Origin of the sequence: Amycolatopsis sp. WQ 127309 (assembly GCF_023023025.1) — a bacterium.
Lineage (GTDB): Bacteria > Actinomycetota > Actinomycetes > Mycobacteriales > Pseudonocardiaceae > Amycolatopsis.
Map to the genome: position 1 here is coordinate 9,493,166 of NZ_CP095481.1, position 16,757 is coordinate 9,509,922.

The 16,757-nt window shown below is 74.4% G+C and carries 7 protein-coding genes; 2 read left to right on the forward strand and 5 right to left on the reverse strand.

Annotated features, from left to right (window positions below):
• Nucleotides 1–35: 35 nt before the first annotated feature.
• Entirely contained in the window at nt 36–5,849 is a 5,814-nt protein-coding gene (locus tag MUY22_RS42025) for a type I polyketide synthase (RefSeq protein ID WP_247052868.1), read from the reverse strand.
• On the reverse strand, nt 5,842–12,579 hold the full coding sequence (locus tag MUY22_RS42030; protein WP_247052870.1) for a type I polyketide synthase: 6,738 nt from the start codon (nt 12,577–12,579) through the stop codon (nt 5,842–5,844). Before MUY22_RS42030 ends, MUY22_RS42025 begins: the two co-directional genes overlap by 8 nt.
• A gap of 237 nt (nt 12,580–12,816) precedes the next feature.
• Between MUY22_RS42030 and MUY22_RS42035 the strand changes: the two genes are divergently transcribed.
• Nucleotides 12,817–14,067, forward strand: coding sequence for a cytochrome P450 (locus MUY22_RS42035; RefSeq protein WP_247052872.1), 1,251 nt, complete (start codon nt 12,817–12,819; stop codon nt 14,065–14,067).
• Nucleotides 14,068–14,135: 68 nt separating this feature from the next.
• Here the strand turns inward: MUY22_RS42035 and MUY22_RS42040 are convergent, their stop codons facing one another.
• The 3 genes from MUY22_RS42040 to MUY22_RS42050 all read right to left on the reverse strand — a co-directional run bounded on the left by MUY22_RS42040 (nt 14,136) and on the right by MUY22_RS42050 (nt 15,758).
• Entirely contained in the window at nt 14,136–14,585 is a 450-nt protein-coding gene (locus tag MUY22_RS42040; protein ID WP_247052873.1) for a nitroreductase family deazaflavin-dependent oxidoreductase, read from the reverse strand.
• A 32-nt stretch (nt 14,586–14,617) separates the two neighbouring features.
• Nucleotides 14,618–15,055 carry a VOC family protein gene (locus MUY22_RS42045; RefSeq protein ID WP_247052875.1) on the reverse strand — a complete coding sequence of 146 codons (438 nt, stop codon included), beginning with the start codon at nt 15,053–15,055 and terminating at the stop codon, nt 14,618–14,620.
• Nucleotides 15,056–15,284: 229 nt separating this feature from the next.
• Nucleotides 15,285–15,758, reverse strand: a complete 474-nt coding sequence (locus MUY22_RS42050; RefSeq protein ID WP_247052878.1) for a MarR family winged helix-turn-helix transcriptional regulator — start codon at nt 15,756–15,758, stop codon at nt 15,285–15,287.
• A gap of 57 nt (nt 15,759–15,815) precedes the next feature.
• Between MUY22_RS42050 and MUY22_RS42055 the strand changes: the two genes are divergently transcribed.
• Entirely contained in the window at nt 15,816–16,754 is a 939-nt protein-coding gene (locus MUY22_RS42055; RefSeq protein WP_247052880.1) for an amidohydrolase family protein, read from the forward strand.
• Nucleotides 16,755–16,757: the final 3 nt, after the last annotated feature.

Genomic DNA, 16,757 nt, shown 5'->3' on the forward strand with positions numbered 1-16,757 from the left:
TAGAACCACTCGTTTTCGAAAGCGCTTACCCGCGGTCATTCCAGGGATTCGCGCATCCAGCCGTCGATCAGCCCGGCGGTGTCCGCGGCGTGGGCTTCCAGCATGGTGAAATGGTTGCCGGGCGCCACGGCGAGGGTGTGCTCGAAGGGCCATTCGGGTTCCCAATCAGCGGGCCAGCCCTCCAGCGGTTCGGCCGCGCGCACGAACAGCACGGGAATCGGCAGTTCTTCCGGTGTCCAGTCGAATTCCTGGTAGTGCAGCATCGCGGTGATCCAGCCGTCGTCGCCGGGCACCGCGTGGTTCGGGTTGTCCATCCGGGCCTGGGCTTCCTCGCCGAGCCCGGGCAGCAGGCGGACCAGCCGCTGGTGCTCGCTGGGGACGTAGCTGTCCAGCACCACCACCCCGGCGGGCGGGCTGCCCTGCTCCCGCAGCCGCCGGGCGATCTGGTAGGCGACCAGGCCGCCGGCGGACAGCCCGGCCAGCACGAACGGCTCGTCCCCCAGTTCGGCGCGCAGCCCGGCGGCGTGCAGGTCCAGCAGCAGGTCCCGGCTCTTCGGCAACGGCTCGGCGCGGCGGTAGCCGGGGTGGCGCACCGCCCAGACGTCCCGGTCGCCCTGGAAGGACTTGGCCAGGCGCGCGAACTGCACCGGGTCGGACATGCCGACGATGCCCGGCACGCACACCAGCGCCGGGTGCCGGGAGCCGGTGGCGAGCCGGACCGGTTGCGGCGGTTGCGACACCTCCGACAGCGACGTGACGAACCGGCGGGTCTCCTGCCACTCGGTGTCCCGGGTGCTCAGCACCGACTCGCGCATCCGCGCGCCTTCCTCGTCGATGACGTCCTCGGCGCCGGTGGCCAGCAGCTCGGCCAGGTGCCGGGCCAGCACCACCGGGCTCGGGTGGTCGAAGGTCACCGTCGCGCGCAGCCGCAGCCGCAGCACCCCGGCCAGCCGGTTGCGGATCCGGACCGCCGCCAGCGAGTCGACGCCCACTTCGAGGAAACCGGCGTTCGGGCGGAGGTCGCCGGTGCCGTCGTGGCCGAGGGTGCCCGCGACCGTCGTCAGCACGAGGTCGACCAGCGCCCGCTCCCGGTCCGGGCCGCCGAGGCGGTCCAGCCGGTGGCGCAGGTCGTCGTCCGGGGTGTCGGGCCGCTCGACCAGCTCCCGCAGCAGCGGCCGGTCGACGGCGCCGTCCAGGGTGAACCGGGCGGGCACCAGCACCGGGTCGCCGAGCGACACGGCGGCGTCGAACAGGGCGAGCGCTTCCTTGGTGGACAAGGCATCCGGTGACGGCGCGAGGTGGCGGGTCAGGTCGCTGCGCTCCGCCCACAGGCCCCACGCCAGGGAGATCGCGGGCAGGCCGAGCGCGCGCCGCCGGTGGGCCAGCGCGTCGAGGACGGCGTTGGCGGCGGCGTAGTTCGCCTGACCGGCACTGCCCGCGGTCGCGGCGGCCGACGAGAACAGCACGAACGCCTTGAGCGGCCGGTCTTTCGTCAGTTCGTGGAGCAGGAGGGCCGCGTCGGCCTTCGGCCGCAGGACCGCGTCGAGGCGTGCCGGGGTCATGGCCGGCAGCACGCCGTCGTCGAGTGTCCCGGCCGCGTGCACGATGATCGTCGGCCGGTGCTCGTCGAGCAGCCGTTGCAGCTGCGCGGGGTCGGCGACGTCGCAGGCGGCGACGGCGGCCGTCGCGCCCAGCTCGGCGAGGTCGTCGACCAGGTCGGGCGCGTGGCCGCGCCGGCCGGCCAGTACCAGCCGGCGCACGCCGTGCCCGGTGACCAGGTGCCGGGCGAGGAGCCCGCCGAGGGTGCCGGTGCCGCCGGTGATCAGCACGACGTCCTCGGTGTCGGCGAACGGCGTGGGCGCGGGGGCGAAGGCGCGCACCAGCCGGCGCGCGAGCAGCACTCCCCCACGCAGTGCGAGTTCGGGCTCGCCGGTGCCCAGCGCGGCGGCCACCGTCAACGGCGTGACGTCGGCGGCGTCCAGCAGCACGAACCGGCCGGGTTCTTCCGTCTGGGCCGAGCGGACCAGGCCGGTCACGGCCGCGCCGGCCAGGTCCGCGACGTCGTCACCGCCGCGGGCCGCGACCGCGCCCGAGGTCAGGAACACCAGTTTCGCGGCGGCGAACTCCGGGAAGACCTGCCACCACTGCACGAGGGCCAGCGCCCGGTGCGTGGCCTCCCGCACCGAGTCGCCGGACCCGCCGACGAGCACCGCGCTCGGCACCGGCTGCCCGGCCGTGACGGCGGCCCGCAGGGCGTTCAGGTCGGCGAACGCGGGGAACCGGCCGGTGTCCAGGCCGACGGCGACGATGCCGCCCGGCGCCGTGTTGCCCGTGGCGGGCACCTCGACCCACTTGGTCCGGAAGAGCGCGTCGCGGGGGACGTCGCCGCGCGCGGTGGCCGGGCGCAGCACCAGGGAGCCCACCGAGAGCACCGGCGCGCCTTCGCCGTCGGCGACGTCGAGGCGCACCGAGCCGCCCACCCCGCCGCGCAGGCGGACCCGCAGCGCGGCCGGGCGCGTGGCGTGCGCGGTCACCTCGGTCCAGCTGAACGGCAGCATCGGCCCGTCGGCCACCGGGCCGCCGGTGCCGAACCCGAGCGCGTGCAGGGCGGCGTCGAGCAGGGCCGGGTGGACGGCGAACCCGCGCGTGTCGACCGGGCAGGCCACCTCGGCGAAGACGTCGTCACCGCGCCGCCAGACCGCGCGCAGGCCCTGGAACGCGGGCCCGTACCGCAGGCCGCGCTCGACGAGCGTCGCGTAGTGACCGCTGTGCGAAACGAGTTCCGCGCCTTCGGGTGGCCAGACGCCGATCGGCTCGGGGTCCGCCGGCTGCCGGCCGAGGAGCCCTTCGCCGTGGCGCTCCCACTTCGCGCCGTCGGCCTTCGCGTACAGGTGCAGGTCGCGCTGCCCGGCCGCGTCCGGCGCGCCGACGCGCAGCTGGACGGCGACCGTGGTGTCGTTCGGCAGGACCAGCGGCCGTTCGAGGGTGAGTTCCTTGACGACCGGGCACTGCGCGGCCGCCCCGGCGTGCAGGGCGAGTTCGAGCCAGGCGGTGCCGGGCAGGATCACGGCGTCCAGGACCTGGTGGTCGGCCAGCCACGGCGTCTCCGCCGACGAGAGCCGGCCGGTCAGCACGAGTTCGCCGGTGTCGGCGAGCTCGACCGGCGCGTCGAGGACCGGGTGCGCGCTGCTGCGGGTCTCCTTCGGCGCCAGCCAGAAGCGCTTGCGTTCGAACGGGTAGGTCGGCAGCTCGGCGAACGCGGGCCGGCCGGGTTCGGCCAGATCCGTCCACTTCGGACGGAGGCCGCGCACGTACACCTGGGCGAGTGCGGCGAAGAACGCGTCCCGGCCGCTTTCGCCGCGACGCAGCGTCCCGGTGACGACGGCGTCGTCGCCGACCGCCGCCAGTACCGCGGGGACGAGCACGGGGTGCGGGCTGATCTCGGCGAAGAACGTGTGCTCCGGCGCCGGGAGCCCGGCGAGCGCTTCGGCGAAGCGCACCGGTTTGCGCAGGTTGTCGTACCAGTATTCGGCGTCGAGCTCCGTGCCGGTGAGCACGGTCGCGGTCACCGCGGAGTGGAACGGGATCTCCGCGGCCCGCGGCGAGATCGGGGCGAGGTCGGCGAGCACGCGGTCGCGGACGCGTTCGACCGCGGGCGAGTGGGAGGCGTAGTCGACGCCGAGCCGTCGCGCCTTGACGCCGGCCGCGGTCAGCTCGGCGACCAGGTCGTCGAGCGCGGTGGTGTCCCCGGCGACCACCACGGACTCCGGCCCGTTGACCGCGGCGATCGCCAGCCGGTCGTCCAGGCGCAGGCTTTCGGCGGGCCGCTCGACCGAGGCCATGCCGCCGAGGCCGGACAGCGCGGTCAGCGCCTTCGCGCGGCGGCTGACGACGAGCGCGGCGTCCTCCAGCGACAGCGCGCCCGCGACGTGCGCGGCGGCGATCTCGCCCTGGCTGTGCCCGACGACGGCGTCCGGTTCGATCCCCGAGGCGCGCCAGAGGGCGGCCAGGGAGACCATCACCGCGAACAACGCGGGCTGGACGACGTCGACGCGGTCCAGTGACGGCGCGTCCGGGGCCTGGCGCAGGACGTCCAGGAGGTCCCAGTCCGTGTGCGGGGCGAGGGCGACGGCGCAGCGTTCGAGCTGCTCCCGGAACACCGGCGCGCTCTCCAGGAGGTCCGCGGCCATGCCCGCCCACTGGCCGCCCTGGCCGGGGAAGACGAACACGACCTTGCCGGTCAGGTCCGCGGTGCCGCGGACCAGGCCGGGCACGGTGGCGTCGTGGCTCACCGCGTCGAGCGCGGTCGCGGGGTCGTCGTCGAGCACGACGGCGCGGTGCTCGAACGTGCTGCGCGTGGTGATCAGCGCGTGGGTCACGGCGACCGGGTCCCGGCCGTCCACTTGGGACGCCAGCTGCCCGGCCCGGGCCCGCAGCGCGGACTCGGAACGCGCGGAGAGCACCCACGGCAGCTGCGCCGCGTTCGCGGGGGAAGTCTCGGTGCGAGCCGGTGCTTCTTCGACGACGACGTGCGCGTTGGTGCCGCTGATGCCGAACGCGGACACCCCGGCCCGGCGCGGCCGGTCGCCGTCCGCCGGCCAGGGCCGGTTCTCGGTGAGCACCTCGACACCGCCGCCGGTCCAGTCCACCTGGGACGACGGCGGGTCCGCGTGCAGCGTCGCGGGCTGGGTCCGGTGGCGCAGCGCGAGGACGACCTTGAGCAGCGCGGCGGCGCCGGCCGCGGCCTGGCTGTGCCCGATGTTGGACTTGATCGAGCCGATGGCCAGCGGGCGGTCCCGGTCGCGGCCGTAGACGGCCTGCAGGGCCGCGACCTCGACGGGGTCGCCGAGTTTCGTGCCCGTGCCGTGTGCCTCGACGACGTCCACATCGGACGGCCGCAGCCCGGCGTCGGCCAGCGCGGCGCGCAGGACCCGCTGCTGGGCCAAGCCGTTGGGCGCGGTCAGGCCGTTGGACGCGCCGTCGGAGTTGACCGCGGTGCCGCGGACGACGGCGAGGACCGGGTGGCCGTGCTCGAGGGCGTCGGAAAGCCGTTCCACCACGACGACGCCGGCGCCTTCACCCCAGCCGACGCCGTCCGCGGTGTCGGCGAACGCCTTGCAGCGGCCGTCGGCGGCGAGCGCGCTCTGGTGCTCGAAGGCGCGGTAGATGCCGGGGGTGGCCATCACCAGCGCGCCGCCGGCCAGCGCGAGGTCGCACTCCCCCGCCCGCAGCGCGCGCACGGCCAGGTGCAGGGCCACCAGTGACGACGAGCACGCGGTGTCGACCGAGACCGCGGGCCCTTCCAGGCCGAGCAGGTAGGCGATCCGCCCGGACAGCACGCTCGCCGAGGTGCCGGTGGCCAGGTGATCGGGGTGGTCGTCGAGGTGGGCCATCAGCAGCTGGCGGTAGTCCTGGTCGCTGGTGCCGGCGAAGACGCCGGTGCGGGAGCCGCGCAGCGAGGCCGGGTCGATCCCCGCGCGCTCCAGCGCCTCCCAGGAGATCTCCAGCAGCAGCCGCTGCTGCGGGTCCATGCCCTGGGCCTCGCGCGGGCCGATGCCGAAGAACGCGGCGTCGAACCACGCCGGGTCGGAGAGGAAACCGCCCGCGCCGGTGAGGTCGGCCGGCCAGCCGCGGTCGGCGGGGAACGCCGTGACGGCGTCGTGGCCGCCCTCGACTAGCCGCCATAAGGCCTCTGGGTCGGCTACCCCGCCCGGGAACCGGCAGCCCAGCCCGACGACGGCGATCGGTTCGCGTGCCCGCGCCTGCGTCACGCGCAGCCGTTCCCGGGTGTCCCGCAGGGCGGTGGTCACCCGGTTCAGCGTGGCGAGCACCGCGTTGTCGTCAGCCATCGATGAGATCCTCCTGTGCCAGCAAGACTTCCCGTTCGGCCCGGCTGAGCACGTCCGCTGCGGACTCGGTGGGCTCGGTGGCCGCCGGTGCCGGATCGTCGGCGAGGCCCGCTTCCAGGTAGCCGGCCAGTGCGAGCGGCGTGGGGTGGTCGAAGAACGCGTTCGCGGGCACCCGCAGCCCGGTCCGCGCGCCGAGCTGGTTGCGCAGCTCGACGACGCCCAGGGAGCTGAGGCCCTGCTCGTGGAAGGGGCGGCCGGGCTGGATCTGCGCGGCGGAGTCGTGCCCGAGGATCAGCGCGGTGTGCCGGCAGACCAGGTCGCGCAGCTCCCGGCGGCGCTGGGCCGCCGAGAGCCCGGTCAGCCGGAGCGTGGGGGCCTCTTCCGGCGGTTCGGCGGCACTCCGGCAGGCTTCCGGCAGCTCCGCCAGCAGCGGACTGGGCCGGGTCGTGGCGAAGACCGTGCCGAAGCGCTCCCAGTCGACGTCGGCGAGCACCAGACCGGACTCGTCGCGGGCGTAGGCCGTGGCCAGTGCGGCGACGGCCACGCCGGGGTCGAGCACGGTCATGCCGCCGCGGCGCAACCGGCTGCCGACGGCCGCCGCGTCCGCCATGCCGCCGTCGCCCCACGGGCCCCAGGCCAGCGCGGTGGCCGCGAGGCCGTCGGCGCGGCGCTGCTCGGCCAGCGCGTCGAGGTAGCTGTTGGCCGCCGCGTAGTTGGCCTGGCCGGCGTTGCCGACGGCCCCGGTCGCGGAGGAGAACAGCAGGAAGGCGTCGAGGCCGTCGGTGAGTTCGTGCAGGTGACGGGCGCCGTCGGCCTTGGCGCGCAGGACGCGGGCGAGCCGGTCGGGGTCCAGGGCGTCGATGACGCCGTCGTCGAGCACGCCGGCCGCGTGGGCGACCGCGGTCAGCGGCCGGTCGGCGGGGATCGCGGCGAGGAGGTCCGCGACGGCCTGGCGATCGGCGACGTCGCAGGCGACCGCGTCGACCTCGGCGCCGAGCGCGGTCAGCTCCGCGACGAACGCGGGGTCGTCGACGTGCCTTCCCGTCAGCAGCAACCGCTGCACGCCTTCGGCGGCCAGCCGGCGGGCCAGGTGCCGGCCCAGTGCGCCGAAAGCGCCGGTGATCAGGGTGGTGCCGTGCCGCGGCCAGGCACGTCCGGCCGGGGTGCCGGCGGCGGGGGCGCGCAGCAGCCGCCGGGCGAACACCCCGGAGGCGCGCACGGCGACCTGGTCCTCGGTGCCGGACAGCACGCCCGCCAGCCGCTCGGCGACGGCGTGGTCCACTGTGGACGGCACGTCCACCAGCCCGCCCCAGCGCCGCGGGTGTTCCAGGGCCGCGACGCGGCCGAGGCCCCACACCATGGCCTGCACGGGCGCGCCGAGCCGGTCGCCGGCGCCGGTGGACACCGCCGCCTGCGTCACGCACCACAACGGGACGTCGAGGTCGACGTCCCCGGCGGCCTGGACGAGCGCGGTGGTCAGCGCGAGCCCGGCGGGCACCCCGGCCGGGTGCGGCCGTTCGTCCAGGGCCAGCAGGGAAACCAGGCCGTCGCCGGGTTCGACGTCCCGGAGGAGTCCGGCGATCTCCGCGCGACCGGCGTCGGCGTCGACGGCCAGCGCCGTACCGCCGAGCGCCGCGAGGATCGGCTCGGGTACCGGCCGGTCGGCGGAGTGGACGACGACCCAGTCGCGTTTCGCGGCGTCGTGGCCGGTGACCGGCTGCCAGCCGATCCGGTACCGCAGCCGGTCCGCTTCGGTGTCCTGGTCGTGCTCGCGCCGCCAGCGCGCCAGCGCGGGCAGCAGGCCGGCGACGTCCAGGTCGGTGCCCAGCAGGCCGCCGAACCGGCGGGGGTCTTCGCTCGCGACGGCGGCCCAGAACTCCGCGTCGGCCCGGTTCTGCTCCGGCGCCCATTCGGGCAGGAGCCAGAACCGTTTGCGCTGGAAGGCGTACGTGGGCAACGGCACCGGCCGCGCGCCGCTCCCGGCGTACCACTTCGCCCAGTCCGGCCCGTGGCCGCGCACGTGCAGCGCGGCGACCGCGGCGAGCACGTCGTCCGTGGGCAGTACGGCCGTGTCCACGACGTCGTCCAAGCAGTCCGCGGCCATGTCCGTCAGCGTCGTTGCCGGGCCGATCTCCAGGAACGTGGTGACGCCCTGCTCGGCGAGCGTGCGGACGCCGTCGGCGAAGCGGACCGTGCCGCGCACGTGGTCGACCCAGTAGTCCGGTGAGCAGAGCTGCTCGTCGGTGGCCACGCGGCCGGTCAGGTCCGACACGACAGGGATCCGGGGCGGCCGGTAGTCCAGGCTCTTCGCGACGGCCCGGAAGCCGTCGAGCATCGGCTCCATCAGCGCGGAGTGGAACGCGTGGCTGACGCGCAGCCGCTTGGTGCGGCGGCCCTGCGCGCGGAACCGCTCGGCCACCGCGGTGACGGCGTCGGCGCTGCCGGACAGCACCACCGAGCGGGGGCCGTTGACCGCGGCCAGTGACACTTCCGCGGGCAGCTCGCCGACTTCGTCCGCCGTGGCGGCCACCGCGTACATGGCGCCCCGCGCGGGCAAAGCCTGCATCAGTCTCCCCCGCGCGGCGACCAGCCGGCCCGCGTCGGGCAGGGACAGCACGCCCGCGACGTGCGCGGCCGCCAGCTCGCCGACCGAGTGCCCGAGCAGCAGGTCCGGCCGGATGCCCCAGTGCTCCAGCAGCCGGAACAGCGCGACCTCGACCGCGAACAGCGCGGGCTGCGCAAACTCCGTCCGGTCCAGGGTGTCCTGGTCCGCGCCGAACACGACGTCCCGCAGCGGGAGGTCCAGTTCGGCGCACACCTCGTCGAAGGCCCGCGCGAAAGCCGGGTACCACTCGTGCAGGTGCCGGCCCATCCCGGCGCGCTGGCTGCCCTGCCCGGCGAACAGGAAGGCCAGGCCGCCCTCGCCGACGACGCCCGTGGTGAGCCCGGGATCGGTCTTCCCGGCCGCCAGCGCCGTCAGTGCTTCCCGGCCGGTCAGCACCGCCCGGTGGGTCAGCGCGGCGCGGGTCGTCGCGAGGGAGAACCCGAGGTCGTGGTCGGCCAGTTCGGGGTGAGCGGCGCAGTGCGCGGCCAGCCGGGCGGCCTGCGCGCGCAGGGCGTCCGGCGACCCGGCCGAGATCGTCCACAGTGGAGTGACGGCGCTCATGGTCAGGCGCGGCACGTCAGGCTGTGCCGGGGGTTGCTGCAGGATCACGTGCGCGTTGGTGCCGCCGATGCCGAACGACGAGACGCCCGCGCGCCGGACGGCGCCCTCGGGCCACGGGGTCGCCTCGGTGACCAGGTGCAGGCCACCCGTCCAGTCGACGTGCTCGCTGGGCCGGTCGACGTTGAGCGTCGCCGGGACCGTGCCGTGGCGCATCGACTGCACCATCTTGATCACGCCGGCCGCCCCGGCCGCGGCCTGGGTGTGGCCCAGGTTGGACTTGAGCGAGCCGACCAGCAGCGGCCGGTCCGGGGCGCGGTGCGCGCCGTAGGCCGCCAGCAGCGCCCCGGCCTCGATCGGGTCGCCGAGCTTCGTGCCCGTGCCGTGCGCCTCGACGACGTCCACATCGGACGGTCGCAGCCCGGCGTCGGCGAGCGCGGTGGCCAGCAGCCGCTCCTGGGCGGTGCCGCTCGGCGCGGTGAGGCCGTTGCTCGCGCCGTCGGAGTTGACGGCGGAGCCGGCGATCAGCGCGAGGACCGGGTGGCCGTGGCGGCGGGCGTCGGAATACCGCTCCAGCACGAACAAGCCGCCGCCCTCGGCCCACGCGGTGCCGTCGGCGCCGTCGGCGAACGGCTTCACCCGCGCGTCCGGCGCCAGCCCGCCCTGCCGGCTGAACTCGACGAAGACGGTGGGTGAGGACAGCACGGCCACGCCGCCGGCCAGCGCGAGCGAGCATTCGCCGCGGCGCAGCGCGGTGGCGGCCAGGTGCACGCCGACGAGCGACGACGAACACGCCGTGTCGACGGAAAGGTTGGGGCCCTGCAAGCCGAAGGTGAACGAGATCCGGCCGGAGGCGACGCTGCACACGGTCCCGATCGCGAGGTTCTCCCGGGTGCCGATACCGCCGTGTCCGGGGCCGGTGCCGTAGTCGTCGTGGGCCACGCCCGCGTAGACACCGGTGTCGCTGCCGCGCAGCGTCGCCGGGTCGATGCCCGCCCGCTCGAACGCCTCCCAGGCCAGTTCGAGCAGCAGCCGTTGCTGCGGGTCCATTTCGAGGGCTTCGTGGCCGCCGATACCGAAGAACGCGTTGTCGAACCCGGCGGTGTCGTGCAGGAAGCCGCCTTCGCGCACGTAGCTGGTGCCCGGCCGCCGCCGCTCGGGGTCGTACAGCGCGGCGACGTCCCACCCGCGGTCCTCCGGCATCGGCCCGAGGACCGTCCGGCCGTCGGCGACCACCTGCCACAGGTCGTCCGGATTCTGCACACCGCCGGGGAACCGGCAGCTCATCCCGACGATGGCGATCGGCTCGTCGGACGCGGTGCGCCGGGGCGCGACGACCGCCCGCCGGGGCGTGCTGCCGTCCAGGTGCGCGGCCAGCCGCTCCGGGGTCGGGTGGTCGAACAGCGCGGTCGTGGCGATCGGCAGCCCGGTGCGCCGGCGCAGCCTGCGGACCAGCTCCACCGCCGCGACGGAGTCCATGCCCAGCTCCAGGAACGTCCGGTCCGCCCGGAAGTCCGCGCCGATCAGCGACTCGGCCTCGGCCCGGATGAGCGCGGGCAGGTCCGCGACGCGCGTCGCGCCGGCGGGCTCGGCGACCTCCGTGGGCAAGTGCACGCGCCGCCCGCTCCCGCCGCCGAACACTTCGGACCACGTGATCGGCACGCCGTGGCCGTGCAGCTCGGCCGCGGTGCCCAGCACCGCGTACAGCTCGGACCGGCCGTCGCGCAGGGCCGACGTCACGAGCACGTCGCCGCTCGCGGCCTCCGGCAGCGTCTCCTCGACCAGCGCGGCGAGCACGCCGTTGGCGCTCATGTCCAGGTAGGTGTCCACGCCCGCCGCGGCCAGGGCCCGCACGCAGCCGAGGAAGTGCCCGGTGCCGCGCACCTGGGCGCCCCAGTACTCCGGGCGGCACACGACGCCGGGCTCGGTGCCGAGCCCGGGGTGCACTGGGACGATCGGGATGCGCGGCGGCCGGGTGGGCAGGCCGCGGAGGAACCGCTCGAAGTCGCCGGCCATCGGCGCCATGTGCGGGGAGTGGAAGGCCCGGTCGACGGCCAGCTGCTTGACCTTGCGGCCGCGGCGTTCCCAGTCGCCGGCGATCCGCAGCACGACGTCCCGGTCGCCGGAGATGACCACCGACTGCGGCGCGTTGACCGCCGAGATCGCGGCCTGGTCCGCCAGCCCGGCCAGGGATTCGCGGGCCTCGTCCTCGGTGACGCGCAGCGCGACCATCGCGCCGCCGACCGTGGTCTTCTCCCGGAAGAGCCGGATCCGCTCGGCGAGCACCGCGCAGACGTCCGGCAGCGCGAACACCCCGGCGGCCGTCGCCGCGGCCAGCTCCCCCACCGAGTGACCCACCACGAAGTCGGGGCGCACGCCCCAGTGCTCGAACTGCCGGAACAACGCCACCTGCAGCGCGAACAGGGCGTCCTGGCTGTACAAGGCCTCGTCCTCGGGCGCGACCGCGGTGCCGGCGTCACCCAGCAGCAGGTCGCGCACCGACCAGGCCGACACGGCGTCCAGGTGCTCGCACACCTCGTCGAGAGCCGCGGCGAACACCGGGAGCCGCGGGTAGAGCTCACGGCCCATGCCCGGGCGCTGCCCGCCTTCGCCGGGGAACAGCAACGCGACCTTGCGCCCGGTCCCGGCCCGCGTCACCGCGCTGCGGCCGGCGGCCAGGTCCGCCAGTCCCGTCGTCAGCTCCGCCCGGTCCGCGCCGAGCACGACCGCGCGGTGCGTCAGGTGCGGCCGGGCGAGGGCCAGCGTGTGCGCGACGTCGAGCGGGTCCGGCGAGTCCGGGCGGTCGAGGTGGGCGCGCAGGGTTTCGGCTTGGCCGCGCAGGCTTTCCGGGCTGTCGGCCGACAGCAGCAGCGGCACGACCGGGAACGGGTCGCGCACCGGCACGGGACGCACCGGCGGTTCGGCCAGCACCAGGACGGCGTGGTTCCCGGCGTGGTCGCGGGAACTCAGTACGGCGGTGGCCTCTCCCCCGCCGAACCGGCCCGTCAGTTCCAGCAGGGCCGTCACCGCGTCGTCGGCGTCGACCGGCCGCTCGAGATCGGCCAGCGACGTCTCGCCGGAGCGGAATTCACCGTGCCACGCGAACCGGATGTCATCGACGTCCACGCCGGCGCGTTCGCACGCGCGCCGCACGACCGCCACCCGGCCTAGCGCACTTCCGGCGAGAACACAATGGATCGGATCACTGTCCACGACAGCCCGTGCCGTCGATTTCAGGACGAAATACGCACTGCCCGTCGAAGAAACGGATACCGCGATCGCCGATGCGGATTCACCCGAATGAATGCTCTGCGCAGCCAAGTGGACCACCGCGGCGAAGGGGACGTCCGCCGTCACGACGGGACCCGTGACACCCAGGCCGGCCGCGATCGAATCCGCTTGCGCCGTCGCGAAAACCCCGGCAGGAAAGCCTTCCCACGCCCCGGGCACGATCGCGGCGTTCGCCAGCGCGCGCCGGGCGTCGTCCACCAGCGGCGCCGGCCGGCCACCGCGCGAAATGCCGATCACGGCGATCGAGGACGGAGCAGCGCTGTCGCCGAACTGCATGGAACCACCTGTCCAGTGCTCGTCGATCGCCGGGTGAATTTCACCCTAACCACGCCGGGCAAGCGTTTTCAAGATCGTCTCCGGTCACCGGGACGAGACTAAGGGATTCATTAGTGTCCCCACCTCGTATTTGACTTCACGCGCACGCACGATAGGAAGGAAGATATCCAGCAGGACTCGGTGCGCGCGATTTCCGGGAAACCGCGGTTTCGACATCGTCCGAAGGAGAGCTTTCGCATGCCGACACCTTCACCGCCGCTCCGCACGGTGCCCGGCACCGCGGACGACGTCGTCCTGCTCGACGAGCGGTTCGCCGCCGATCCGCACGCCGTCTACGCGCTCCTGCGCGAGCAGCGCCCGGTGACCCGGGCCCAGGCGCCGGGGGCGCCGCCGTTCTGGCTGGTCACGCGGTACGAGGACGTGCGCGCCGCGCTCGCGGACCCGCGGCTGGTCAAGGACGCCGCCACGCTGTTCGGGCCGGCCGCCGCGGCCGGCCTCAGTGGCCTCGACGTCCACGACCACATGCTCAACTCCGACCCGCCCAAGCACACGAGGCTGCGGAAGCTGGTCACCAAGGCGTTCACCGCCAAGGCCATCGCGAGACTGCGCCCGCGGATCGAGGCGCTGGCCGTCGAACTGGTCGACGCCGTCGCGGCCCGGCTGGCCGCGGGCGAGCCATCCGTCGACCTGATCGACGCGCTGGCCTTTCCGCTGCCGATGACCGTGATCTGCGAGATCCTGGGGGTACCGGACGACCGGCGCGGCGACTTCCGGACCTGGTCGCACGCGATCCTGTCGCCCGCCACGCCCCAGCAGTTCGTGACGGCGTCGGCCGAGATGCGCGAGTACCTCGTCCGGCTCGTGGCGGACAAGCGCGCCCACCCCGACGACGCCATGCTGTCGGCGATCATCGCCCCGGACGACCACGGCGACGAGCTGTCGGACGCGGAAGCCACCGGGATGGCCTCGCTGCTGCTCGTGGCCGGCCACGAAACGACGGTGAACCTGATCGGCAACGGCGCACTGGCGTCCCTGCGCGACCCGGGCCAGTGGGCGCGGCTGCGCGCCGCCCCGGCGTCACTGCCCGGCGCGGTGGAGGAGTTCCTGAGGCTGGACAGCCCGGTCAACACGGCGACCGTCCGCTTCGCCGCCGAACCGGTGACCCTGGGCGGGACGACGATCCCCACCGGCCAGACGGTGCTGCTGGCGATAGGCTCCGCCAACCGCGACCCGGCGGCGTTCGACCACCCGGACGAGCTGGACCTGCACCGCCCCCGAGGCGGCAGCCTGGCCTTCGGCCACGGCATCCACTACTGCCTCGGCGCGGCATTGGCCCGGCTGGAGGGCGAAATCGCGTTCCGGGTCCTGCTGGACCGCCTGCCGGACCTGGAGCTGGCGACAGACCCCGCCGAGGTCGGCTGGCAGCCGAGCCTCCTGATCCGGGGCCTCACCCACCTCCCGGTCCGCCTGCTCAGCCCTGCGGGGTGAGCAAGACGTTCATCGCCCCGCTGCGAAGTTCGATCTCGAACCCGAGTACCGAGGCGATTCCCGGTGCGTTACCCGGCGACCGGGGTGAGCAGCACGATCGGGATCACGCGGTCGGTCTTCCGCGCGTACTCGTCGTACAGCGGGAAGATGCGCGTCATCAACGGCCACAACGACTCGCGCTCGGACGGCGTCGCGACGCGGGCGTGGGCGGTGAACCGACGGGGGCCGACCTGGACGCCGACGCTCGGGTTCGCCTGGAGGTTCTTCAACCACGCCGGATCGTCGTCGGCGCCGCCCTTCGAGGCGACGACGACGAAGTCGTCCCCCGCGGTGCCGTAGATCAGGCACGTGCGGCGGGCCTCGCCCGTCCGGCGGCCGGTCGTGGCGAGCAGGAGCGTGAACACGCCGTCCGACTCGTGTCCCTCCGCTCCGTCCGAGGCGAGGTACGCCCGGGTCTGCTCGGCGACCCAGTCCCACGCCGAGTCGGTGGCGCGGTCGAGATCAGCGGCGACGGCCATGGCAAACGTCCTTTCCGGTCAGGGGATCTACGTCAGGCGAGTTCTTCGACCAGCCCGATGATGATGCCCTCGGGCCCGCGAACGTAGCAGTACCGGCAGTAGTCCTCGTACCGCACCACTTCGCCGATCAGCTCGGCGCCGTGGCCGCGCAGGCGGTCGACGACGTCGTCGACGGCGTCCACGACGAACGTGAGCCGTGGGATGCCCGGGACGTCCACCGACGGCCGCGGCGCGGTGGCCGTGGTCACCGGCGAGCGGAAAGTCGACAACTCGACCCGGCCGTGGCCGTCCGGCGTCCGCACGACGGCGATGTCCGTGCGGACGCCGTCCAGCCCGATGAGCCGGTCCGCCCAGTCGCCCTCGACGGACGCCTCGCCCTCCAATTCCAGGCCCAGTTCGACGAAGAACGCGATGGCGGCCGCGAGGTCCCCGACCACGACGCCGACGTGGTCCATCCGGTGGATCGTCATGCTGTCCTCCCGTGTCGCGCGGCCCTCGTGGCCGCTCTCGCCCCGGGGACGGAGCCGACACGACGTTCTCGACACCGCCCCCGCGTGACCGCGGTCACCCTCAGAGACGGATGATGCTCGACAACGCGGGGAGATGCCCGTTGAGTTCGTAACCGCCGATGTAGACATTCTTCGCGTCCGTGGGGTCGTGCGAGGCGAAGCTTCGCCGACATGGCGCCGGCCTACCTGCTCAGTCCCGGCCACCCAGGTTGACGTCGATCACCGGGGCGAGCTTCCGGAGCAGGGCGACGAGCTGTTCGCGCTCCGCGGGCGTGAAGACGGCGAACGCCTCCGCCTGACGTTCCCGGCGGCGGGCGACCAGCCGCGTCAGCCGTCCGCCGCCCTCCGCCGTCAGCGCCACCAGCACCTTGCGCTCGTCCTCGGCCGAGCGCCGGCGCACCACCACCCCGGCGGCTTCCAGCTGCTGGAGCATCCGGGTGGCCGTCGGGATGGAGACGTCCGCGGCCGCCGCGAGCCGGCCGACCGGCAGCTCCGGCTCGGCGGCCAGGGGCTCGAGCATCGTGAGCTGCGGCAGCGACAGCCCGCCGTCCCGGTCCGCCCCCGCCGACCGGGCCTTCCGCATCGCGAAGAACACCGTGTCGGCCGCTTGCACGAGCTCGTCGACCTCCGCGGCGGTGGGCGGGTAGTTGCCGGTCGTCGTCATGCGAGCTAGCCTAGCAAAGCAATAGTTAGCAACCTAGCTATTAGGAGGCTAGACATCATGACCGGCCGGATCGACGTACACCAGCACCTGCTCCCTCCCCGCTACCTGAAAGCGCTCGAGGACAACGGCGAGACCGCGGGCGGGTGGCCGATGCCCTCGTGGAGCCCCGGCGCCGCGACCGCGATGATGGACGGCGCGGGCATCGCCACCGGGCTGCTGTCGATCAGCGCACCGGGCGTCCACTTCGGCGACGACGCCGCGGCCCGCGACCTCGCTCGTGAGGTCAACGACTTCCAGGCGGAGCTGGTCAAGGACGCCCCCGGCCGCTTCGGGCACTTCGCCGTGCTGCCGCTGCCGGACTTCGACGGCGCCGTCGCCGAAGCCGTGCGCGCACTGGACGAACTGCACGCCGACGGCGTCGTCCTGCTGTCCAACGCCCGCGGCCGCTACCTGGGCGACCCGGCGTACGGTCCACTGTGGACGGAGCTGGCCGCGCGCCGCGCCGTGGTGTTCGTGCACCCGGCCGAGCCGCCGATCGCGCGGCTCGACGGCCTGCCGAGCCCGCTGCTGGACTTCCCGTTCGACACCACGCGCGCCGCGCTCGACCTGGTGGCCCACGGCGTGTTCGACCGGCACCCGGACCTGCGCGTCATCCTCTCGCACGCGGGCGGTTTCCTGCCGTTCGCCGCGCACCGCTTCACCGGCGCGGCGATGTTCAACCCGGGCACCACCCCGGACGGCATCCTGGCCGGGCTGCGGAAGTTCTACTTCGACACGGCGCTGTCGGCCACCCCGACGGCCTTGCCGTCCCTGTACGCCTTCGCCGAGCCGGGCCACGTCCTCTACGGCAGCGACTTCCCCTTCGCGCCCAAGGAATGGCGCGAAGGGTTCGACCGGAACCTGACCACGTACGAGGGCCCAGGCGCCGAGCACTTCCCGGACGTCGACCGCACGGCCGCGGAGGTGCTGTTCCCTCGGCTCGCCACCGGCTCCTGACGC